Source organism: Microbispora sitophila (genome assembly GCF_014892245.1).
Lineage (GTDB): Bacteria > Actinomycetota > Actinomycetes > Streptosporangiales > Streptosporangiaceae > Microbispora > Microbispora siamensis.
In genome coordinates, this window is record NZ_JADBGC010000029.1 from 87882 (window position 1) to 109448 (window position 21567).

19 protein-coding genes are annotated in these 21567 nt (G+C 72.4%); 13 read left to right on the forward strand and 6 right to left on the reverse strand.

The window, feature by feature from the left end; all coding sequences use genetic code 11:
• Positions 1–125: 125 nt before the first annotated feature.
• Complete coding sequence (locus IL992_RS38260) at positions 126–2369, forward strand: GDSL-type esterase/lipase family protein (protein ID WP_193208190.1); 2244 nt, start codon at positions 126–128, stop codon at positions 2367–2369.
• Here the strand turns inward: IL992_RS38260 and IL992_RS38265 are convergent.
• Positions 2356–2928, reverse strand: coding sequence for a hypothetical protein (locus tag IL992_RS38265; protein WP_226874557.1), 573 nt, complete (start codon positions 2926–2928; stop codon positions 2356–2358). The genes IL992_RS38260 and IL992_RS38265 overlap by 14 nt on opposite strands.
• Positions 2929–2955: 27 nt before the next feature.
• On the opposite strand from IL992_RS38265, the gene IL992_RS38270 reads away from it, so the two are divergent.
• Positions 2956–3201: a hypothetical protein gene (locus IL992_RS38270; RefSeq protein WP_193208191.1), complete on the forward strand. Its 246-nt coding sequence runs from the start codon at positions 2956–2958 to the stop codon at positions 3199–3201.
• Positions 3202–4132: 931 nt separating this feature from the next.
• On the opposite strand, the gene IL992_RS38275 is transcribed toward IL992_RS38270, so the two are convergent.
• The 3 genes from IL992_RS38275 to IL992_RS38285 all read right to left on the reverse strand — a co-directional run bounded on the left by IL992_RS38275 (position 4133) and on the right by IL992_RS38285 (position 9409).
• Entirely contained in the window at positions 4133–7672 is a 3540-nt protein-coding gene (locus tag IL992_RS38275; protein WP_193208192.1) for a DNA polymerase III subunit alpha, read from the reverse strand.
• A gap of 79 nt (positions 7673–7751) precedes the next feature.
• Entirely contained in the window at positions 7752–8018 is a 267-nt protein-coding gene (locus IL992_RS38280; protein ID WP_079314666.1) for a DUF6504 family protein, read from the reverse strand.
• Positions 8019–8179: 161 nt separating this feature from the next.
• Complete coding sequence (locus IL992_RS38285; RefSeq protein ID WP_193208193.1) at positions 8180–9409, reverse strand: hypothetical protein; 1230 nt, start codon at positions 9407–9409, stop codon at positions 8180–8182.
• Between the two features lie 193 nt (positions 9410–9602).
• Between IL992_RS38285 and IL992_RS38290 the strand changes: the two genes are divergently transcribed.
• A complete protein-coding gene (locus tag IL992_RS38290) occupies positions 9603–10718 on the forward strand; it encodes a glycosyltransferase family 4 protein (protein WP_193208194.1) in 1116 nt (371 codons plus the stop codon).
• Positions 10719–10806: 88 nt separating this feature from the next.
• On the opposite strand, the gene IL992_RS38295 is transcribed toward IL992_RS38290, so the two are convergent.
• Entirely contained in the window at positions 10807–11505 is a 699-nt protein-coding gene (locus IL992_RS38295) for a GntR family transcriptional regulator (RefSeq protein WP_193208195.1), read from the reverse strand.
• Positions 11506–11693: 188 nt separating this feature from the next.
• Here IL992_RS38295 and IL992_RS38300 point away from each other — a divergent pair, with 188 nt between their 5' ends.
• Genes IL992_RS38300 through IL992_RS38320 form a run of 5 tightly spaced genes read left to right on the forward strand, consistent with a single transcriptional unit; the run spans position 11694 to position 16044 of the window.
• Positions 11694–12935, forward strand: coding sequence for an NRAMP family divalent metal transporter (locus IL992_RS38300; protein WP_193208196.1), 1242 nt, complete (start codon positions 11694–11696; stop codon positions 12933–12935).
• A gap of 16 nt (positions 12936–12951) precedes the next feature.
• Positions 12952–13719 (forward strand): LamB/YcsF family protein, encoded by a 768-nt coding sequence (locus tag IL992_RS38305; protein WP_193208223.1) that lies wholly within the window; start codon positions 12952–12954, stop codon positions 13717–13719.
• Entirely contained in the window at positions 13716–14330 is a 615-nt protein-coding gene (locus tag IL992_RS38310) for a 5-oxoprolinase subunit B family protein (protein ID WP_193208197.1), read from the forward strand. Before IL992_RS38305 ends, IL992_RS38310 begins: the two co-directional genes overlap by 4 nt.
• Positions 14327–15259 (forward strand): 5-oxoprolinase subunit C family protein, encoded by a 933-nt coding sequence (locus IL992_RS38315; protein ID WP_193208198.1) that lies wholly within the window; start codon positions 14327–14329, stop codon positions 15257–15259. Before IL992_RS38310 ends, IL992_RS38315 begins: the two co-directional genes overlap by 4 nt.
• Positions 15259–16044 (forward strand): putative hydro-lyase, encoded by a 786-nt coding sequence (locus IL992_RS38320; protein WP_226874558.1) that lies wholly within the window; start codon positions 15259–15261, stop codon positions 16042–16044. The genes IL992_RS38315 and IL992_RS38320 overlap by 1 nt, the downstream gene beginning before the upstream one ends.
• Before the next feature lie 11 nt (positions 16045–16055).
• On the opposite strand, the gene IL992_RS38325 is transcribed toward IL992_RS38320, so the two are convergent.
• The gene (locus tag IL992_RS38325) at positions 16056–16793 is read right to left on the reverse strand and encodes a GntR family transcriptional regulator (protein ID WP_193208199.1); all 738 of its coding nucleotides are present in this window, start codon (positions 16791–16793) and stop codon (positions 16056–16058) included.
• Between the two features lie 112 nt (positions 16794–16905).
• Here IL992_RS38325 and IL992_RS38330 point away from each other — a divergent pair, with 112 nt between their 5' ends.
• Genes IL992_RS38330 through IL992_RS38350 form a run of 5 tightly spaced genes read left to right on the forward strand, consistent with a single transcriptional unit; the run spans position 16906 to position 21516 of the window.
• Positions 16906–18057: an ABC transporter substrate-binding protein gene (locus tag IL992_RS38330; RefSeq protein ID WP_226874559.1), complete on the forward strand. Its 1152-nt coding sequence runs from the start codon at positions 16906–16908 to the stop codon at positions 18055–18057.
• 4 nt (positions 18058–18061) lie between these two features.
• Complete coding sequence (locus IL992_RS38335) at positions 18062–18898, forward strand: ABC transporter permease (protein WP_319019089.1); 837 nt, start codon at positions 18062–18064, stop codon at positions 18896–18898.
• A complete protein-coding gene (locus IL992_RS38340) occupies positions 18886–19779 on the forward strand; it encodes an ABC transporter permease (protein WP_193208201.1) in 894 nt (297 codons plus the stop codon). The genes IL992_RS38335 and IL992_RS38340 overlap by 13 nt, the downstream gene beginning before the upstream one ends.
• Complete coding sequence (locus IL992_RS38345; protein ID WP_193208202.1) at positions 19776–20858, forward strand: ABC transporter ATP-binding protein; 1083 nt, start codon at positions 19776–19778, stop codon at positions 20856–20858. Before IL992_RS38340 ends, IL992_RS38345 begins: the two co-directional genes overlap by 4 nt.
• Positions 20848–21516 (forward strand): HAD family hydrolase, encoded by a 669-nt coding sequence (locus IL992_RS38350; protein WP_193208203.1) that lies wholly within the window; start codon positions 20848–20850, stop codon positions 21514–21516. Before IL992_RS38345 ends, IL992_RS38350 begins: the two co-directional genes overlap by 11 nt.
• Positions 21517–21567: the final 51 nt, after the last annotated feature.

Sequence of the window (21567 nt, forward strand, 5' to 3'; positions counted from 1 at the left end):
TTCCACCGGTGGCAATTGTCCCAGTAGAGCCGCAGTTACCCATTCTCGCCGGATACTCCTCTTATGGGTGGAATATGTATCGAGCGCATGGATTGACATTATCGCCCCATCGTGTCCTGATCTCCATGCTGTCCATCGTGGTGGCCGCCGCGATGGTGGTGTCCCTCGCTCCCCTAACTGCGGCGCGAGCGGCGGCCCGGGACCTCACCATCACCCTCAACGCCTCCGACCTCGGCGTGAACCCTTCCGTCCTGCGGGACATGGTCCCGGAGATGCAGGCGGAAATCAGAGAGCACGGCGGACTGGGCGACACGCTCAAGGAGGCGGTCGCGGACAGCCCGACCCCCGTGAGCCCCACCGTCGACACCTCGGTGTGGCCGAATTTCGGCGGCACGGTGAACGTGACTCCCAACGGCGCCGGCCTGGTCCTCACCATCCCGGCCGCGGAGATAACCACCTCCAGCTTCTGGCAGCAGGTCGCCACCACGGCGATCGCCTGGGTCGTCGGATACGGGCTCAGGATGCTGTGCATCGCGTCCTTCACAGCCAGCGGGGTGCTCGCCGCGACCATCCCGCTGATCTGCACCCCCCTTCAAACCACCGTCACCGGCATCATGGCGGCGCTCGTGTCGCACGCGTTCGCGGGAGACCTGGGCACCCCTGAGGCGACCAGGGACATCATCATCGCCGGGATACTCGGACTGGCCGGGGGCTACATCTGGGAGAGATACCTCTCTCCGTGGGCGAAGGCCAATCTCGCCGATGCCATCAAGAGGGCCGGCACCTGGATCAGGTCACAGGTGCCCTGGGTCGACTCCTGGTTCGGAGGCGTAGTCGCCGAGAGGGTGGAGCAGCTCGGCTGGCGGTTCCAGGAGCTGGAAGACCTCATCGCCGAAGAGACGGCGGCATGGGCCGGGGTTTCCTCGAACCTTCAGCGGAATCTGCGGATCATGGCGTTGGGCGACTCGATCACGTACGGCGCGGGCAGTTCGAACGGAGGCGGTTACCGGCCGACTCTCAGCAACATGTTGAGAGAAGACGGGGCCACCGTCACGTTCGTCGGCTCACAGCACTCGGGCCCGGCGCCCGACGCCCACGAGGGACACTCCGGCTGGACGATCTCCCAGATCGCCGGCATCACGGACTCGGCGATGGCCACCTATCGGCCCAACGTGGTGCTGCTGCACATCGGCACCAACGACATGAACAACAACGACAACCCGGACGGCGCGCCGGCCAGGCTCGGCAGCCTCATCGACCAGATCTTCCGGGCCGATCCCAAGGTGACCCTCCTGGTCTCGACCATCGTCCCGTCCAACTGGGGGCCGACCCAGGAGCGGATCCTGCGGTTCAACAAGGCGATCCGGTCGGAGACAGGGGCGCGGTGGGTCGCCGGCAAGCACGTCTACATGGTCAACATGAACCCGGTGACGCTCACCGATCTGGCCGACCTCCTGCACCCCAACGACTCCGGCTACCTGAAGATGGCGGCATTGTTCTACCGCGGTCTGGTGGACGTGGGACGGGCCGGATGGATAGCGGCGTCCGACGGCGGGATCCCGGCCGGCGGCCCCGTCAGGGGCTGGTTCCCCCAAAACACGATCGCGTCCGGGACCTTCGGCGGAGCCACCAGCAGGGTCGTCTACGCCGACATCGACGGCGACCGCAAGGCCGACTACCTCCAGGTCAACGACGACAGCTCCGTCCAGGCCTGGCTGAACGGCGGCCCCAAGCCCAGCGGCGGCGACTGGTACTGGCTCCCGCAGGGCACCATCGCCGGCGGCGTCGGCGCGCCCGGCGGCAACATCCGCTTCGCCGACCTCAACGGCGACGGCAGGGCCGACTACCTGAAGGTCAACGACGACAGCTCCGTCCAGGCCTGGCTGAACGGCGGCCCCAAGCCCAGCGGCGGCGACTGGTACTGGCTCCCGCAGGGCACCATCGCCGGCGGCGTCGGCGCACACGGCAGCCGTATCCGCTTCGCCCCGCTCTACGGAACCCGGTCCGCCGACTACATCCTCATGGGCGGCGCCAACTCCGTCGACCCCTATCTGGGCAACCACAACCCCGTCGACCCCGACCTCGGCAACGACAACCCCATCGACCCCCACCTGGGGAGCACCAACCCCGCCGACCCCCACCTGAGCAACTATGTGAAGTACGACAGCTCCGTTCAGGTCTGGCAGAACGGCGGCCCCAAGCCCAGCGGCGGCGACTGGTACTGGTTCCCCGGCGGACAGGTCGCCAGCGGTGTCGGCGTCGACGGCGCCCGGATCCAGTTCGCCGACCTCAACGGCGACGGCCGGGCCGACTACCTCGACGTCGACCCCCAGACCGGCTCCACCCGAGCCTGGATCAACTTCGGCTGAGGACACAGCGGACACCGGACACCCGCTGTCCGGTGTCCGCACCGAGAGCGCCGAAAGGAGAACAGCGCCACTGCGCGTGGCGACGGATATCAGCCGGACAGGTCGCCCACCGCGTCGGCGTAGTACACGACCCGCCGAGGTGGAAGGCGACCTGGCGGAGCGTCCAGCCCTCCCCCGGCGAGTGGTCGAGCTGGTCCGGGGTCAGCGCCTCCAGGCGGGCCGTCCATATCCGGGCGAGCCGGGTGAGCCTGCTGCGGGCCTCGTCGAGGTCGTGCTCGGTGAACGGGGCGAGGTCGGCCGCAGTGGTGATCATTGACGCGTGCCAGTGGTCGGGCAGCGGTACGCGGCCGGCCAGCCGGTCCTCGATCTCCGCCAGGTGGTCCACGAGATGGTCGGCCACCCGGCGGATCGCCTTGTGCGGGGTGTAGATCCGGTCGCCCGACGGCACCGGACGGCCGTCCCAGGCGGTCCAGGTCGCCGCCAGGCGGAGCACGTGGTCGATCATCTCGGCCACGACCCGCGCGGGCTCGCGGTCGTCGGTCAGCGGGGCGTCCGTCATGCGCGTCCTCCAGAGGTGCGAGGGGATATGCCGGGCAGGCTAGAGCCGCGGCGTTTCGACGCCCGCCGAAACATCCGCTCAGCGCTGCCGGACGAGGCGAGGATCGCCGTCGACAAGGTGGTCGGCTACTTCAGCGGATTCGGCCACTTCGTCTGCCGGGGAATGGCGGACGAAAGTCTCGTCATCCCGCTGATCGGATATCGCGCGAGCAGGGCGTGGGACGCGCTTGAGCCGTTCATCCGGCGTGCGTGCGAGATTCCGCAAATGTCGTAGACCTCCCATATTCACCGGCAGGCCGAGGCCTGATTAGCGGCATCGCGGACGGGATAAGAGTGAGGAAGGTCACAGCACCGGTGCCGGGGGGAGAACACATGCGGTCCACGTCGTCAGCGGTGAGCCGGGCGGCCGCCGGCGTGTACGCGGCCCTCGCCGCCCAGGTCGTCTCGGTGGCCGCGCTCGCCGTGTTCGAGGAGACCCGGGGCAGGCGGCTGGCCACGCAGATCGCGGCCTTCGGCGGCGATCCCGCCTCTCCCGCCGCCCGGACCGTCAGCGGCGCGGCGACGGCGTTCGCCGTGCTGGTCCTGGTGATGATCGGCGCCACCGTGACGTGCACCGCCGCCTACCTGTCCTGGCTGCGGCTGGTGCGCCCGGCCACGCCGCCCGTCGCGCTCGCGGCGGCGTGCCTCGTGCCCGGGGTCAACCTCGTGGTCCCGCCGTTCCTCGCCGACCTGGCCTGGCGCGAGGGCCCGTCGGCGCGCACGCGGCGGAGCGGCGGCATCGTGCGGAGCGGCGGCCCTATACGAAGCGGCGGCCCTGTGCTTAGCGGCGGCATCGGGCGGAGCGTGCCGTACGGCGGCAGGGACCGGACGCGCTGGCTGGTCGTCCTCGCCTGCTGGTGGGTGAGCTGGCTGGCCGCGCTCGGGCTGGTGTTCGCCGGCCCGGCGCGGGACGGGCTGACCGGCCTCGGCACGCCACAGGCCGCCGCGGTCGCCGTCGCGGCGCTCCTGTGCGCCTCGGCCGTCCACGAGGTCACCGCCCGGCACACGGGCCCCGGGCGAAAGCGGGCGGCAGGGCCCGCCGCCCGGCCGCGGGTCCGCCTCGGCCACGGCGAACGGCCGTCCGGCATGCCTTCGTCCGGCACCCCTAATACGGCACCGGCGGGAAGCCAGGCAGGCGCCGCCCTCGCGGACGGCGGCGGGGAGGATCACCGGCCGGGCGGCGGTCCCGAGCTGCCGGAGCTGGCGTGCCAGAGCCGCCGCTGGGGTGCGGCCGGATGGCCGAGGAACCGCCCCTCGCGTACGGCCGGCGGGGCGCCGTTGTCGGAGTAGGGCGACACCCGGAAGCCGTTGCCGTACTCGATGGGCCGTCCGCCCACCCCGGCGCCGGGCGCGGGCACCTCGCTGATCACGGCGCGTACGGCGTCGAGCCCCTGGGTGCGCCACACGCGGTCGAGGTCGGCGAGGTTCCAGCAGTGGACGGCGCGCAGCGAGACCGCCCTGACCCCGGTGCGCCGCACCACTCCCTTGGCGGCCAGCAGCCACGACCCGAACACGGTCGCGGCCGTGTGCGCCTGCACCGACTCGAAGAACGTCAGGTCGATCGGGCCGGTGGAGTCGTCCAGGGTGGTGAAGATGACCCGCTGCCCCGACCGCACGGCGGGCGTCTGGGTGGCGACCTTCACCCCCGCGACCAGGATCTCCGCGCCGTTGCGCTGCCGGAGCAGATCCCTGGCCCGCGTCACGCCGAGCGCGTCGAGCAGGTCGCTGTAGAAGTCCATGACGTGGCGGCTCACGTCCATCCCGAGGATCTCCAGCTCGGCCTCGACGGCCTCGGCCTCGGTCATCTCCGGCAGCTCGCCGGGCGTGACCCGATCGGTGAACCCCATCGGAAGCTGCCCCGCCGTGCCCACGGGAGAGCCGCGGTCGAGCGCGCCGACCTGAGCGATCAGGTCGCGCCTGGTGAGCCGTCCGGGCCGCCAGCGCGGCTCCCCCGGCCGCAGGCCGTGCAGCGCGTCAAACCCGCCGACCTCCACGATCCGCTCGGCGACCGGGCGTGAGGGCCGGGCCCGCTCCCAGAAGTCGGCCAGCGAGGTGTAGGGCCGGCCCGCGACCATGCGGTCCACCTCGGCCTCGCTCACCCCGCGGACGGCCGAGAACGGCACCCGCAGGCCGTAGCCGCGGCCGTACCCGCCGGGGCTCTCCTCCGCCGGACCCGTACGCTCGACCAGCCAGGTCTTCCCCGAGTGGTTGACGTCGAGGGGCAGGACGTCCACCCCGCACTGGCGAGCCTCGTCGAGGATGACCCGGCTCGGGTACATGCCGGGGTCGTGGGTGAGCACACCCGCGAGGAACGCGGCGGTGTGGTGCCGCTTCAGCCAGGCCGACTGGTAGGTGGGCAGCGCGAACGCCGCCGCGTGCGCCTTGCAGAACCCGAACCCGCCGAACGCGTCGAGCACCTTCCACGCCCGCTCGACGACGTCGGGGGCGTAGCCGTTCTCCCTGGCGAGCGGCACGAACCAGGCGCGTACGGCCTCGCGGCCCTCCGGTGTCCCGAGGGCGCGGCGGGCCCGGTCGGCCTCCGACAGCCCCGACCCGGTCATGACGTCGATGACCTTCATGACCTGCTCGTGGAAGACGACCACCCCGTTGGTCTCCCTGAGCACCTCGCGCAGCGACTCGTGCGGGTAGCGCGCCTCGCGGAAGCCGTGCCTGGTCTCCAGGTAGGGCGTGACCATGTCGGAGTTGACCGGTCCCGGGCGGAACAGCGAGATGTCCACGATCAGGTCGTGCATCGTGCGCGGCTCCAGCTTGGCGACCAGTTCACGCTGCCCCGGCGACTCGATCTGGAAGCAGCCGATCGTGCGGCTGAGGCGGATCATGTCGTAGGTCTCCCCGTCGTCGCGCGGGACGGCGTCCAGGTCGATGCGCCGCCCCTCGACCCGCTCGACCTCCTGGAGGGCGTACGCCAGGGCGGACTGCATGCGCACGCCGAGCACGTCGAGCTTGAGCAGGCCCGCCTCCTCGACGTCGTCCTTGTCGAACTGCGACATCGGGAACTCCAGCAGGCTGCGCTCGACCGGCGTGCGGTCGCGCAGCGTGGAGTTGCCGACCAGCACGCCGCAGGGGTGCAGCGCGATGTGCCGGGGCAGCCCGTCGAGCCGCTCCGCCAGGCGGAACACCGTCTCCAGCGACCGGTCGTTGAGCCCGCTGTCGCGCAGTTCGGGCAGGTCCGACAGCGCGGCCCTGATCTGCCTGGCCCGCACCTGCGGGAACGCCTTGGCGATGACGTCGATCTCGTGCGGCGGCAGGCTCATGGCGGCGCCGACGTCCCTGATCGCGCTGCGGGCGCGGTAGGTCTCCATCATCGACACGCAGGCCACCCGGTCTTCGCCGTACCTGTCGAGGATCGCGCGGTAGCAGTCGAGGCGGCGGGCCGACTCCACGTCGATGTCGATGTCGGGCAGGCCCTTGCGGCCCTCCGACAGAAAACGCTCCATCAGCAGGCCGTGTTCGAGCGGGTTCACCTCGCCGATGCCGATCAGGTAGTTGACCAGGCTGCCCGCCCCCGAGCCGCGGATCGCGCACCGCACACCCATCGCCCGGATCATGTCCGTGATGCCGGCGACGGACGTGAAGTAGCCCGACAGCCGCTTCTTCTCGATGACGTGGAGTTCGGCGGCGAGCCGGTCGCGGGCCTCGGCCGATCGCTCCAGGCCCCGCCGCTCCAGTCCCTCCTCGCAGCGGCGCCGCAGCAGGGGCACCGGGTCCTCGCCGACCTCGGGCAGGTGGAGCCGGGGCCGCTCGGGTTCGAGCAGGGGCACGATCTCGACGGGGTCGAGCACGCACCTGCCGGCCACGCGGCGCGTCTCGGCCAGCAGCCGCGCCGCCCGGCCGGTGTCGCCGCCGCAGATCCGCGCGGCCACCCGCGCCATCTCGGCGCCGTCCTTCAGGTACGCGTGGGCCGTCGGGTCGTCGAGGTGCCGCCCGTCGAGGGGCACCAGCTTGCGCGCCGCGTCGAGCACGTTGCCGACCTGGTGGTCGGCGGCGTCCAGGTAGCGGACCGCGTTGGTCAGCACGACCGGCACGCCCGTCGAGTCGGCCAGCGCGATCATGCGGGCGGCGGTGTTCGCGTCGCGGTAGCCGTACAGGTCGGACACCTCGACGACCAGGTCGGGGACCACCGCGCGCCAGGCGGACAGCAGGGCCCTGGCCTGGTCGTCGCGCCGCTCGGCCACCGCACGGCCGACGCCCGAGCGGGGCCCGAGCAGCACGGTCAGCCGCGGCCCGCCGTCCGGGCCGGTCGCGTGCTCGGCCACCATCCCCGGTGTGACGTACGGCTCACCGCGCTCCCCCGCCTGGTGGGCGGCCGTGACCAGGCGGCACAGGGCGGCCCAGCCACCGGTGCGCGCGAGCACGACGACCCGCGCCGGCTCGCCCGCCGTCCCCCGGCCGTGCCCGCGTCCGTGTCCGGTACGGCGGCCGGACGGCAGGCCGCCTCCGAACAGGTCGTCCGACGTGGAAGAACCCTTGTCGAGGGCGAGGTCCACGCCGACGACCGGGCGGACGCCCTGCTCGTGGCAGGCGATGACGTGCTTGATCGCGCCGTAGAGGCCGTCGCGGTCGGTCAGCGCCAGCGTGTCCATGCCGTGCTCGGCGGCCCGCCGGACGAGGGCGGCCGGGAACGCGGTGCCGTACCGCAGTGAGAAGGCGGACGCCACGTGCAGGTGGGCGAAGGCGTGCGTCACAGGCGCGCCCCCGTCCGTCCCCCGGTCCGTCCTCCAGCGGCCCGTCCCCCGATCGTCGTGGGTAGCTGGAGCGTTCCCATCAGTCCCAGGCCCTCAGCAGGAGCCAGCCGCCGCTGGCGGTGTCGAAGCGCAGTTCATAGGTCCCGACCTCCTTGCCGGCCGCGGCCCCCAGTCGCCAGAAGCGCCGCTCGCCGGGATCGGCGTCCGAGGTCTTCCACCATTCCCTGGCGACCACCCAGTGGTCCTGGATCTCGCGGACGGTGTAGAGCCGGTCACGCCAGACGAACTGAGCAGGGTGCCCGTCCCGGACCCATACCTCGATCGGATCGCCGTAAAGTCTGCTCAAGACTCCTTCTCCCTGTGGCTTCGTGGCCACCCGGGGGAAGACGGGCGGATGATTCGGGCAGAATCGCCGCTACTTCGAACATACGTTCCCAGGAGATCGAACGCAAGTCGGCGCGGCCCGTTCCCGGGAACGAAAGCCCAGGAAGCGCGTCCGCCGGCGGATCACTCGCCGAGCCAGATCCCACCGCCCCGGTAGGGCGGCTCCTCTCGTTCGGTGGCGTCCGTCACCGCCGCCCAGACGCGCGCCGCCCCCGGCTCCCTGACGACGGCCGCCACCCGGGTGTGCCCGAGCGGGCCCGCCGGAAACGTCCCGTGCGTCCACCGGCCGCCCGACAGGTGGCCGACCGCCGTGCTCCACTCGTTCTTCGAGTAGAACAGCCAGAACCCGCCCCGGCCGTCGGCCTCCAGCCGCAGGTGGGGATCGAGCTCGGGCTCGCCCGGCAGGCTGTAGCTCCACCGTCCGTTCTCACGCAGCAGGAACAGGGTGCGGCCGCAGAAGGTCACATCCTCCTCCTCGCCGCCGCAGACCCACGCGACCCAGCCGACGGCCGCCACCCTGCCCGCCTCGTCCACCGCGAGGTCCACGAGCTCGGAGAGCTGGTCGCGGTGCAGCGCGGGGACCGCGGGGAGCGGGACCGTGCTCCAGGACCAGCCGTTCCACCGGGCGACGGCGGCCCTGCCGCGACTGGAACCGGCCGCCCAGACCGCGCCGCCGGGCAGGCCGTCCACGTCCTTGGCGACCAGCGGCGGCCGTGCCGTACGCCAGGCCCTGCCGTCCCAGTGCCGCAGATCCGCCCGGGAGCTCCAGGGCTCCTCGGCTCCCCCGGCCCCGTCCAGGAAGTTGGCGTTCACGACCGCCCACACATCGCCGGGTGCCGCCGCGTGCACCCCCTTCAGGTCCGCGCCCGGGCCGGGCGCCGCGGTCCACCTCCGCCCGTTCCAGCGCGCGGCGGTCTTCTCGCCGAACAGCCACACGTCGCGGTCGGAGGAGGCGGCCACGGCGCGCGGCTCCATCGGCGGGGCCGGAACCTCGCGCCACCGCCCCCCGTCCCCGCGCAGCAGCAGCGGCGCGTTCGCCTCGCGCCCGCACGGCTCGGGCACGCGGGTGCCGGCCGCCCACACGGTCCCCTCTCGGGTCACGGCCAGGCTCGTGAGGCGGTCACGGTAGTCGTAGTGGGCGACGCGCCACCCGCCGGCCCGGTCAGGGCTCGGCTCCGGCCTGGGCGAGCCGGTCAGGCAGGAGGGCGAGGGCCGCTCCCGCGGGGCGGCCGTGGCGGCCGCGGCGTCGGTCTCGTTCCAGGTCTCGAGATCGCGAGGCGTGGTCGACGCGCACGCCGCCGGCAGCACCATCGCGGCCAGCGCCGCCGTCACCCGCAGAATCCGCGTCCGCATAACCGTAAGACGCGGCGGTCCGGCATCCGGTTCTGCCGGAACAGGAGGGGCCTGTTTGGCACTCGGGACAGGAGAGTGCTAACAGTATTGACGTCGCCGGCGCGGGCGCTGGGACCGGGCACTACGACGCGTACGCGGCGGCGGTGGATTCCTACGCCGAAGACCGTGGATGCGCATCGGAGGTGTACTCGTCATGCGTTCAGTGAGCGACCTTCACCCCGCCCGGTTCCGCTCCGGCGGCCTGCGGATCGCGATGGTCGCCCCGCCCTGGTACGAACTGCCGCCCCGCGGGTATGGCGGCATCGAGGCCATGGTGTCCGACCTGACCACCGCCCTCGTGCGCCGTGGTCACACGGTGACGTTGATCGGCGCGGGACGCGCGGACACCCCGGCGGACTACGTCGCCACCTATCCGGAGGCCCCCTCGTCGCGCATCGGAGAGCCGCTGCCCGAGGTGGTGCACGCGGCGGCCGCCGCGGCCACGCTGGCCTCCCTCGACGTCGACATCGTTCACGACCACTCCCTGGCCGGCCCGCTCACCGCGGCCTCCCGTACGGCCCCGACGCTGGTGACCGTGCACGGCAGAATCGACGGCGACCTCGGCGAGTTCTACCGCCGGCTCGGCGGCGCCGTCTCGCTGGCGGCGATCTCCGGCTCCCAGCGCAGGTCGGCCGCCGACCTGAACTGGGCGGGGGTCGTGCACAACGCCGTGGACGCCGCGGCCTTCCCCTACCGGGAGGACAAGGAGGACTGGCTCCTGTGGCTGGGCAGGTTCAGCCCGGACAAGGGCGCTCACCTGGCCATCGACGCCGCCCGCGCCGCCGGGCGGAGGATCCTCCTCGCAGGCAAGCTGACCGAGCCGTCCGAGCACGACTACTTCTCCCGGTTCGTCCGACCTCGCCTGGGCGCGGACGCCGAGTACGTGGGCGAGGCCGACGCCGCCCGCAAGCGCGACCTGCTGTCGCGGGCGCGCTGCCTGCTGTTTCCCATCCAGTGGGAGGAGCCGTTCGGGCTGGTGATGATCGAGGCGATGGCGTGCGGCACGCCGGTGGTCACCCTGCGCCGCGGCGCGGCCCCCGAGGTCGTGGTGGACGGCGTCACCGGTTTCGTGCGCACCTCGCCGGACGAGCTGCCGGACGCGGTCGAGCGGGCCGGCGACCTGGACCCGCGCGCCTGCCGCGCTCACGTCGAGCGGCATTTCGACGTCTCGGTCATGGCCGAGGGATACGAGCGCATCTACCAGCAGGTGATCGCGGGGGCCGCCCCGCGGGGCCGCACCCCCGCCCCAGCCCCCGCCCTCGCCGGCTGACCGGCGACTCCCGGCCCGACCGCGCCCTGCCGTACGTGCGGGCGGGCCGGGGCCCGCTCAGCGGAGCGCGCCCCTCTCGTACAAGGGCTCAGAGCGCGCGTTCCGCGTAGGCGGCCAGCAGCTGCGCCTCCGCGGTGTCGAAGTACGCGAGCAGCTCCCGCTCGGCCCGCTCGTGATCGCCGTCGATCAGCAGCGTGGCGATGCGCGCGTTGTCTTCCAGGTAGGGCTCGTGGAAGGTCCTCAGCTCGCCCATCACGTGGAAGGCCAGCCGCAGCTCGGCGAGCAGGCGCGCCATGGTCTCGTCCACGCGGGGACTGGCGAGCAGCGCGGTGATCGCGCGATGGAACCGCATGTTGGCGGTGCCGACGGCCGCCCAGTCGCCGCTCTCCGCGGCCGCCTGGCCCTCCTCGACGTGGTGCCGCACCTCCCTCACGGCCTCGGGCGCGGCCGTGACGGCCGCCCGCACGCCCGCCGTCTCCAGGATGCGCCGCATCGCGTAGATGTCCGCCACGTCGGCCGCGGCGAGCTTCCGGACGAAGACACCGCGGTGCAGCTCGTGCACCAGCAGGTTCTCGTGCGACAGCAGCCTGAACGCCTCTCGGAGCGTGTTGCGGGAGACGCCGAGCAGGTTCCCGATCGTCTCCTCCGACAGGCGGGTGCCCGGGGGCAGGGATCCGTCGATGACGTTCTCCCGCAGGACGTCGGCGACCAGCTCCGCGGCGCTGGCGCGATCGAGCACCGGCCGAGCCGCGCTCAACCGTGCCGCCCAGTCCGCCATAGCCGTCATCGCCCTAACCCCTCCTCGACCGCCAGATCACTCCCAGCTTAGGCCGCGGCACGCCGGCCGAATTCCGCGATCACCATTGGATTTCGCCCGATCACAGCCAGTTGTAGCGCAGAAGTAACCTACAAGAGGCTTGATGAATCGTTGAACAATCCTCTAGCTTCCAGGGGAGGTGAGCAAAGGAGTCTCGCATGAACCGACCCCCCGACACCCAGACGGCTTCATCCGCGGGCATCACGAGCGGAGGGCGGCGCTCGGCGCTGCTCGGCGCGATGTTCCTCATGGCCACGAGCGCCATCGGCCCCGGCTTCATCACTCAGACGACGACGTTCACGGCGCGGCTCGGGGCGGCGTTCGCGTTCGTCATCGTCGCCTCGATCCTCGTCGACATCGCCGTCCAGCTGAACGTCTGGCGGGTGATCGGCGTCTCCGGGATGCGCGCCCAGACGCTGGGCAACCGGGTGCTGCCCGGCTCGGGATATCTCCTGGCCGTCCTCGTGGCCTTCGGCGGCCTGGTGTTCAACATCGGCAACGTCGGCGGCGCGGCACTCGGCCTGGACGCCCTCGCGGGGGTCGACGTCAAGATCGGCGGCACGGTGTCCGCCCTGATCGCCGTCGCCATCTTCCTCAGCAGGCGGGCCGGGGTCGCCGTGGACCGGATCGTCGTCGTCCTCGGCGTCGTGATGGTGGCGCTGACGCTGTACGTGGCGATCGTCTCCCACCCGCCGGTCGGCGAGGCCCTGCGGCAGACGGTCCTGCCGGACACGGTCGACTTCCTCGCCGTCACGACGCTGATCGGCGGCACGGTCGGGGGTTACATCACCTACGCGGGGGCGCACCGGCTCATCGACGCGGGCGTGACCGGGCCGCGGAACGCCGGGCAGATCACCCACGGTTCGGTCACCGGCATCCTCGTCACCGGAGTCATGCGGGTGATCCTCTTCCTCGCCGCGCTCGGCGTGGTCGCCGGGGGATTCCGGCTCGCCGCGGACTCGGCGAATCCGGCCGCCGACATCTTCCGGAGCGCGGCGGGCGAGCTGGGCCTGCGGCTGTTCGGAGTCGTCCTGTGGGCCGCGGCCATCACCTCGGTCATCGGCGCCTCGTACACGTCGGTGTCGTTCCTCGCCAGCTTCTCGCCCCGGACGGACCGCTACCGCTCGTGGATCACGGTGGCCTTCATCGTGGTCTCGACCGCGGTCTTCCTCCTCCTCGGCAAGGCTCCGGCCAACCTCCTGATCCTCGCCGGAGCACTCAACGGCCTCATCCTGCCCGTCGGCCTGGCGGTGATCCTCTGGGTCGCCGCACGCCGCCGTGATCTCATGGGCGGATACCGCTACCCTCTCTGGCTTCTCGGCGTCGGCGTGCTCGCCTGGGCCCTGACCATCTACCTCGGCTGGAACTCCCTCAGCGGAATCAGCGCGCTCTGGAGCTGACGTGCCCTACCCGACCATGTGCATCGACCTCAACTCCGACCTGGGCGAGGGCTTCGGCCAGTGGACGCTCGGCGACGACGACGCGCTGCTGTCGATCGTCACGAGCGCCAACGTCGCCTGCGGGTTCCACGCCGGAGACCCGGTGATCATGCGGCGCACCTGCGAGACCGCGGCCGCGCGTGGGGTGGTGATCGGCGCCCAGGTCGGCTACCGCGACCTGGCGGGCTTCGGGCGGCGCTTCGTCGACGTGCCGCCCGTCGAACTCGCCGACGACGTCATCTACCAGATCGGCGCTCTGGACGCCTTCGCGCGGGTGGCGGGCACCAGCGTCAGGTACGTCAAGCCGCACGGCGCGCTCTACAACGCGATCGTGCATCACGAGGCGCAGGCTTCGGCGGTGGTCGCGGCCGTGCGGGCCTACGACCCCGGCCTGCCCGTGCTCGGCCTCCCCGGCTCGGCGTGGCTGCGCCAGGCCTGCCGGGCCGGCCTCACCACGGTCGCGGAATGCTTCGCCGACCGCGCCTACACCCGGGAGGGCAGGCTGGTGCCGCGCGGCGTGCCCGGCGCCGTCCTGCACGACCCCGCCCGGGTCGCCGAGCGCAGCGTGCGCATGGCCAGAGGCGAACCGGTCGAGGCCGTCGACGGGACGCCGCTCACCATCACGGCGGACTCGATCTGCGTGCACGGCGACAGCCCCGGCGCCGTCGCCATGGCCCTCGAAGTCCGTGATGCGCTCAAGGCGAACGGCATCGGCCTGGCGCCGTTCGTGGAGGAGAAGCCGTGAACGCACGGCTGCACCGTTGTGGCGAGCACGCGGTCCTGGTCGAACTCGACCGTCTCGAGGAGGTGGTCGCCCTCTACGACGCCCTCGCGGCCGACCCTCCGCGGGGAATCGTCGACATCGTCCCCGCGGCCCGGACGCTGCTCGTCCGGTTCGAGCCGCCGGCGCGCCACGCCGAGGTGGAGTCCGCCGTCCTGGCCGCACGGCCGGCCGGTGGCCGCCGCGCGACGACCGAGGAGGTGGTGCTCCCGGTGGTGTACGACGGCGACGACCTCGCCGACGTGGCCCGGCTGACCGGGCTCGCCGAACGCGAGGTCGTGGCGGCGCACACCGGGACACCGTGGACGGTCGCCTTCTGCGGGTTCGCCCCCGGCTTCGGCTATCTGATCGGCGGCGACCCCCGGCTCGCCGTACCGCGGCGGCCGGAGTCGCGCGTGCGCGTGCCCACCGGCGCCGTAGGGCTCGCCGGGGAGTTCAGCGGGGTCTACCCGCGCGAGTCGCCGGGCGGCTGGCAGCTCATCGGGCGCACCGAGGTCGTGGTGTGGGACATCGCTGCCGACCCGCCCGCCCTGCTGCGTCCGGGGGTACGGGTGCGCTTCGCGGAGGCGTCGTGAGTGCGGCGAGTGTGGGCGAGCTTCGGCGGGCGCTGGTGGTGCTGGCCCCCGGTCCCCTCACCACCGTGCAGGACCTCGGGCGGCGCCGGCACAGCCATCTCGGCGTCGGGCGCTCCGGCGCCGCCGACCGGGGTGCGCTGCGGCTGGCCAACCGCCTGCTGGCCAATCCCGAGAACACCGCCTGCCTGGAGGTCACCCTGGGCGGGCTGGAGGTGCGCGCCACCGGCGACCTGCTCGTGACGCTCACCGGCGCGCCCTGTCCCGCCACCGTCACCGACGCCGAGGGACGCACGCGCGGCATCGGGCACGCGTCGGTCGAGCGCCTGCCCGACGGGGCGACGCTGCGGCTCGGCGTGCCGTCCCGCGGGCTGCGGACCTACCTGGCGGTCCGCGGCGGGATCGACGTCCCCGAGGTGCTGGGGTCACGGGCCACCGACCTGCTCTCCGGGCTCGGGCCGGAGCGTCCGGCGCCCGGATCGGTGCTCCCGGTCGGGCCGGCGCCGGCGGAGTTTCCCATGGCCGATCTCGCCCCGGTGCCCGAGCCGGAGTCCGGCGTCCTCATGCTGGACGTGATACCGGGACCACGCCACGACTGGTTCACGCCCGGGGCGCTGGCGGCCCTGTGCGCCGAGCCGTACGAGGTCACCCCGCACAGCGACCGGGTCGGCATGCGGCTGCGCGGGCCGCGCCTCGAACGCGCACGCGGCGGGGAACTGCCGAGCGAGGGCATGGTCCCCGGCGCGCTGCAGGTGCCGCCGTCGGGACAGCCGACGCTCTTCCTCGCGGATCACCCGGTGACCGGCGGATATCCCGTCATCGCCGTGGTGCGCGATCACCACGTCGACCGGGCGGCACAGGCCCGCCCCGGGCAGCACGTCCGTTTCCGGGTGGCCGGAGACCACCGGCCCATTCATCCGAGGAGGCCCTGATGGAACTCGACCCCGCACGTCTGACTCCGCGCGAGGCGCGAGAGCTGTTCCGGGGAGGGCTGGTCACGCCCACCTCCGGCTGGGCCGCGGGATGGGCGCAGGCCAACCTGATCGCGCTGCCGAGAGACAGGGCGTACGACTTCCTGGTGTTCGCGCAGCGCAACCCGCGCCCCTGCCCGGTGCTCGCCGTCACCGAGCCGGGCGAGCCGTTCGCGTCGATCTTCGACGGCGACCTGCGCACCGATCTGCCCGCCTACCGCGTCTACCGGGACGGTGAGCAGGTCGCCGAGGTCACCGATGTGACGTCCTACTGGCGCGACGACCTGGTGGGCTTCCTCATCGGCTGCAGTTTCACCTTCGAGGCCGCGTTGCTGGAGGCCGGCGTCCCGATTCGCCACATCGAGGCGGGCACGAACGTGCCGATGTATCTGACCGACCGGCCGTGCGTCCCGGCGGGCGAGCTTTCCGGGCCTCTGGTGGTGTCGATGCGCCCGATCCCCGCCGAGCTGGTGCCGGCCGCCGTACGGGTCACCTCGCGCTACCCGGCCGTGCACGGCGCGCCGGTGCACGTCGGCGACCCCGCCGCGCTGGGCATCGCCGATCTCGCCAAGCCGGACTTCGGCGACCCGGTCGAGGTGCGCGACGGCGAACTGCCGGTCTTCTGGGCCTGTGGGGTGACGCCGCAGGCCGCGGTGATGCGGTCGCGGCCGCCGTTCGCGATCGGCCACGCGCCCGGCCACATGGCGATCACCGACGCCCGCGACAGCGCCTACCTGGTCCCCTGAGGCGGCCGGAATCAGTCGCCGGCGCGGCGGACGAGGGGGTTGGCGGAGGTGGAGTTGCGGATGCTGAAGGTCACGCTGCCGGCGCGGTAGCGGTCGTCGGAGCACTCGACGGGCCTGCCCTCCTGGGTGGTGGTGACGCGGCGCTGGCGCAGCAGGGGGCTGCCCCTCCGCACACCGAGCAGCCGGGCGTCCTCGCTGCCGGCCGCCACCGCGTCGATCAGGTGCTCGCCGTACGCGAAGACGAGGCCGACCGACTCGTAGAGCTCCTGGGTCACCGACTCGCAGTCGGGGTCGAGCCGTTCCACGGCGGGGGCGATCCAACCCGCGTAGACGGTGCGCTCGATCAGCACCGGTTCGCCGTCGAGCCGCCGCAGCCGCAACACGTCGAGCACCTCCTCCCCCGGCTCGAGCGACAGCCGTGCGGCCTCGGAGGGCGAGCACGGGCGGCGCTGGGAGGACAGCACGGTGCCGCTCGCGCGGTAGCCCATCGACCGGGCCCACTGGGCGAAGCTGTGCAACTCGGCGAAGCTCTGGCTGCGCTCGCTGCCGAGCACGATGCGCCGCGCGCCCTGCCGCGATCCGACCAGCCCCTCGGCGGCGAGCAGGGCGACGGCCTGGCGAACGGTCCCGCGCGCCGCCGAATACCGTAAGGCCAGCTCAGCCTCGGAGGGAAGCTGAGCGCCAATCCGGTAGTCCCCCCTGACGATGGCGTCCCGCAAGTCACTCGCGATCTGTTCGTAGCGCGCCATCGTGCTGAGCCCTTCCGTTCACGCGACTGACATCGATATGCGACTTACTAGCTCTGGCTTGTTTGTACAAGTTCGCCTAAGTTCGATCCACGCACCACAGTGGGAGGGACCGTTGTCCACACGTACCGCCGGCCTCGTGGCCGCGCTCACGATAACCACCTCAGTGATCGCGGCATGCGGCGCCGCCCCCACGACCGCCGGCGGCGGCTCGGAATCGGGTGACTCCAAGGCGGCCTCCGCGACCTCCGCCCAGGACTTCGGGGGGCTGGACAAGCTGGTGGAGGCCGCCAAGAAGGAAGGGCAGCTCAACACCATCGCGCTGCCGCCGGACTGGGCAAACTACGGCGAGGTCATCAAGGCGTTCGAGGCCAAGTACGGCATCAAGATCACCAACGACAACCCCGACGGCTCCAGCCAGGACGAGATCAACGCGGTCAAGACCCTCAAGGGCCAGGGCCGCGCCCCCGACGTGCTCGACCTCGGTAGCGCCTTCGCCCTCAGCGGCGCCCAGGAGGGCCTGTTCGCGCCCTACAAGGTGCAGAGCTGGGACAAGATCCCCGACGGCCAGAAGGAGGCGAGCGGCGCCTGGTACTACGACTACGGCGGCTACATCTCCATCGGCTGCGACGCCAAGCGGGTCAAGACCTGCCCCCAGACGTTCGCCGACCTGCTCAAGCCCGAGTACAAGGGCATGGTCGCCCTGAACGGCGACCCGACCAAGGCCGGCGCCGCCTTCGCCGGCGTTTACGCCGCCTCGCTCGCCAACCAGGGCTCGTTCGACGACATCCAGCCCGGCATCGACTTCTTCAAGAAGCTCAAGGAGAACGGCAACTTCAACCCGGTCGAGGCCACCCCCGCCACGGTCGAGAAGGGCGAGACCCCGATCACCCTCGACTGGGACTACCTGCAGGCCAGCTACGCCAAGGAGTTCTCCTCGAAGGGCGTGGACTGGAAGATCGCCATCCCCGCGGACGGCCAGTACGCCAACTTCTACGCCCAGGCGATCAACAAGTGGGCGCCGCACCCCGCCGCCGCCCGCCTCTGGCAGGAGTTCCTCTACAGCACCGAGGGCCAGAACCTGTGGCTGAAGGGCTACGCCCGCCCGGTGCTGCTGCCCTCCATGCAGCAGGACGGCAGCGCGGACGCCGCCATGGTCGCCCAGCTCCCCAAGGTCGAGGGCACCCCCACGTTCCCCACGCCCGACCAGGTCAACAAGGCCAAGGAGGTCCTGGCGAGCGGGTGGGGCGCGGCGGTCTCGGGCTGAGATCGTGCGCGACAGCCGTACGCGATCGAAGAGCCGGTGGGCGGCCCTGCCGCTGCTGGTCTTCGTCGTCATCGTCTTCGGCGTGCCGATGCTGGTCCTCCTCGGCGGCACGTTCACCAAGGAGGGCACGCTCAGCACCGCCAACCTCACCGAGTCGCTCCAGGGCGCGTACCTGACCGCCCTGGTCGGGAGCGTCAAGATCTCGGCGCTCGTGGCGGTGCTGGGCGGGGTGCTCGGCACCTTCCTCGCCCAGGCCGTGGTGACCTCCAGGTTCCGGACGCTGCGCGAGGCGGTGCTGACCGCCTCCGGCGTGCTGGCCAACTTCGGCGGCGTGCCGCTGGCCTTCGCCTGGATCGCCACGCTCGGCAACTCGGGCGTCGTCACCACCACGCTCGGCCTCGGCGCCCACGGGTGGAGCCTGTACAACTTCTGGGGTCTCACCCTGGTCTACCTGTACTTCTCCATCCCCCTCCAAGTGCTCACGGTCGTGCCCGCGCTCGACGGGCTGCGCCCGCAGTGGCGTGAGGCCGCGCAGAACAACGGCGCGAGCACCTGGCAGTTCTGGCGGTACGTCGGGATCCCGGTGCTGACCCCGGCGCTGCTCGGCGGGGTCGTGCTGCTGTTCGGCGGCGCGTTCTCGGCCTACGCGACGGCGCAGGCCATGGTCGGGTCCACCGTCCCGCTGGTCACCCTGAAGATCGCCGACGCGCTCACCGGCAACGTCCTGATCGGCCACGAGAACGTCGCGCTGGCCCTCAGCCTCGACATGATCGTGGTCGCGGGCCTGGTCATGGCCGTCTACCTCCCGCTGCAGCGAAGGAGCGCCCGATGGCTCCGCTGACCCCCCAAGTCACCACACAGGTGACTCCCGGGACGGCGCCCGGGGCCGCCCCGGCCCCCGCCCGGTCCGGCCGGCCGCGGCGTCCCCGGGTGTGGCGCGGCGTGGTCCTCGTGCTCGCCGCCGTCTACTTCCTCGTCCCGCTGATCGCGTCGTTCGTCTTCACGGTGAAGGTGCCGGGCCAGGGCTTCTCGCTCGACGCGTACGGCCAGATCTTCTCTGCCGAGGGCTTCGGCGGCAGCCTCCTGCTGTCGCTCGGGCTCGGCGTCGCCACGATCGTGCTGGTCCTGCTGCTGACGCTGCCCGCCGCGGTGGCCGTACGGCTCGGCGCGCCGGGGCTGCGGCCGGTGCTCGAGGTGGTCTGCACGCTGCCGCTGGTGGTGCCCCCGATCACGTTCGTGGCCGGGATCAGCACCGTGCTGCGCTGGGGGCCCGACTACCTGGCGAGCACGCCCCTCTACCAGACGATCATCGCGGTACAGAATCCGGACTTCCCGGTGGTGCTCGTGCTCGCCTACGTCGTGCTGGCGCTGCCGTTCGCCTACCGTTCGCTCGACGCGGGCCTGGGCGCGATCGACGTGCGCACGCTGTCGGAGGCGGCCAGGAACCTCGGGGCGTCGTGGCCCCACGTGCTGCTGCGGGTGATCATCCCCAACATGCGGTCGGCGATGGCCAGCGCGTCCTTCCTCACGCTGGCGCTGGTGCTCGGGGAGTTCACGATCGCCCGGCTGCTCAGCTTCCAGACCTTCCCCAACTGGATCTACCGGATCTCCGGCTCACAGGCTCAGGTGTCGGTGGCCGTCTCGGTGTTCAGCCTGCTGATCACCTGGCTGCTGCTGCTCGCCCTGTCGTCCGCCGGCGCGAGGCAAAGGAGTGGTTCATGAACGGCGCCCGGGTCGAGTTCCGCGGCCTGCGGCGGCGGTTCGGCAGCACGGTCGCGCTGGACGGGCTCGACCTCACGGTGGAGCCCGGCGAGCTGATCGCGCTGCTCGGCCCGTCGGGGTGCGGCAAGACCACCGCGCTGCGCTGCCTGGCCGGCTTCGAGCAGCCCGACGAGGGCGAGGTGCTGGTGGACGGCGCCGACATCACGCGCGTGCCGGCCAACCGGCGCGACGCCGGCATGGTCTTCCAGTCCTACAGCCTCTTCCCCAACCTCAACGCCCGGGACAACGTGGGCTTCGGCATGCGGGTGCGCAAGGTGCCCGCCGCCAAACGGCACGCCCGCGCGCAGGAACTGCTCGAACTGGTCGGCCTGCCCTCGGTCGGCGACCGCTACCCCCACCAGTTGTCCGGCGGCCAGCAGCAGCGCGTGGCGCTGGCCCGCGCGCTCGCCCTGGAGCCCAGGGTGCTGCTGCTGGACGAGCCGCTGTCGGCGCTCGACGCCAAGGTGCGGGTCACGCTGCGCGAGGAGATCCGCCGCCTGCAGCTCTCCCTCGGCATCACGACGATCTTCGTGACGCACGACCAGGAGGAGGCGCTGTCGATGGCCGACCGGGTCGCCGTGCTGCGCGACGGCCGCCTGGAGCAGGTCGCCGACCCCGCCACGCTGTACGACCGGCCGGCGACCCCGTTCGTCGCCGAGTTCGTCGGGGCGATGAACCACCTGCCCGGCCTGGTGTCGGGCGACCGGGTCACCGTCCTCGGGCAGACGCTGCCCGTGGAGGGCCAGGCGCCCGGCATCGCGCAGGCGGACGTGCTGGTGCGGCCCGAGGCCGTACTGGTCACGCCCGACGCCGAGGGCGACGGGATCGTCATGGTGTCGTCGTTCCGCGGCTCCACCGCCCGCCTGCGGGTCCGCCTGGGCGACGGCACCGAGGTGCTGGCCGACGTGCCCGGCCACGACTCGGCGCGCTTCGCGCCCGGCGCCGCCGTACGGGTCGGGCTGGTCGAGCGGCCCGTGCTCGTGTCGGCCCCTTCGGAGACCGGAGCCGCGGCGGCGGTCCCCGAACCCGATGTCGTCTAGGGAATGCCCGGCGGCGGTCCTGTTCGACATGGACGGCACGCTGGTGGACACCGAGGACCTGTGGTGGGACGCCTGCGTGGAGGTCGCGGACGGCCTGGGCTCCCCTCTCGGGGAGGCCGACCGTGAGGCGCTGTTCGGACTGTCGGTCGAGGACGCCGCCCTGCACATCACAGCCGCCCTGGACACCACCGGGGGTCCCGGGGCGCGGGCTGTCGAGGCCATGCTGACGGAGGCGTTCACCGACCGGCTCGGGAACGGGGTGACCACGCTCCCCGGCGCGGTCGCGCTGCTGGAGGCCCTGTTCGCGGCCGGGATCCCGGCCGGACTGGTCAGCGCGTCCCCACGTCCGGTGGTGGACCTGGTGCTCGAGACCGTCGGCGGGCACCGCTTCCGGCTGTCGGTGGCCGCCGGGGACAGCGCCAGGAACAAGCCGGCGCCCGATCCGTACCTGGCCGCCGCCGCGCGGCTCGGCGTCGATCCGGCCGCGTGCGTGGCGATCGAGGACAGCCCGACCGGCGTCGCCTCGGCCCGGTCCGCCGGGTGCGCCGTGATCGTGGTCGGCCCCTCAGGCGCGGTCAGCGGTGTGACGGCGGTGCCGACGCTGGAGAGCGTCGACGTGCCGCTGCTGCGCCGGCTGGTCTCCCGCGCCCCCCTGTGAGTCGGTGCCGTGAGCCGTCGCTGCAAGCCGGCGCCGGTCACTCCACGGACC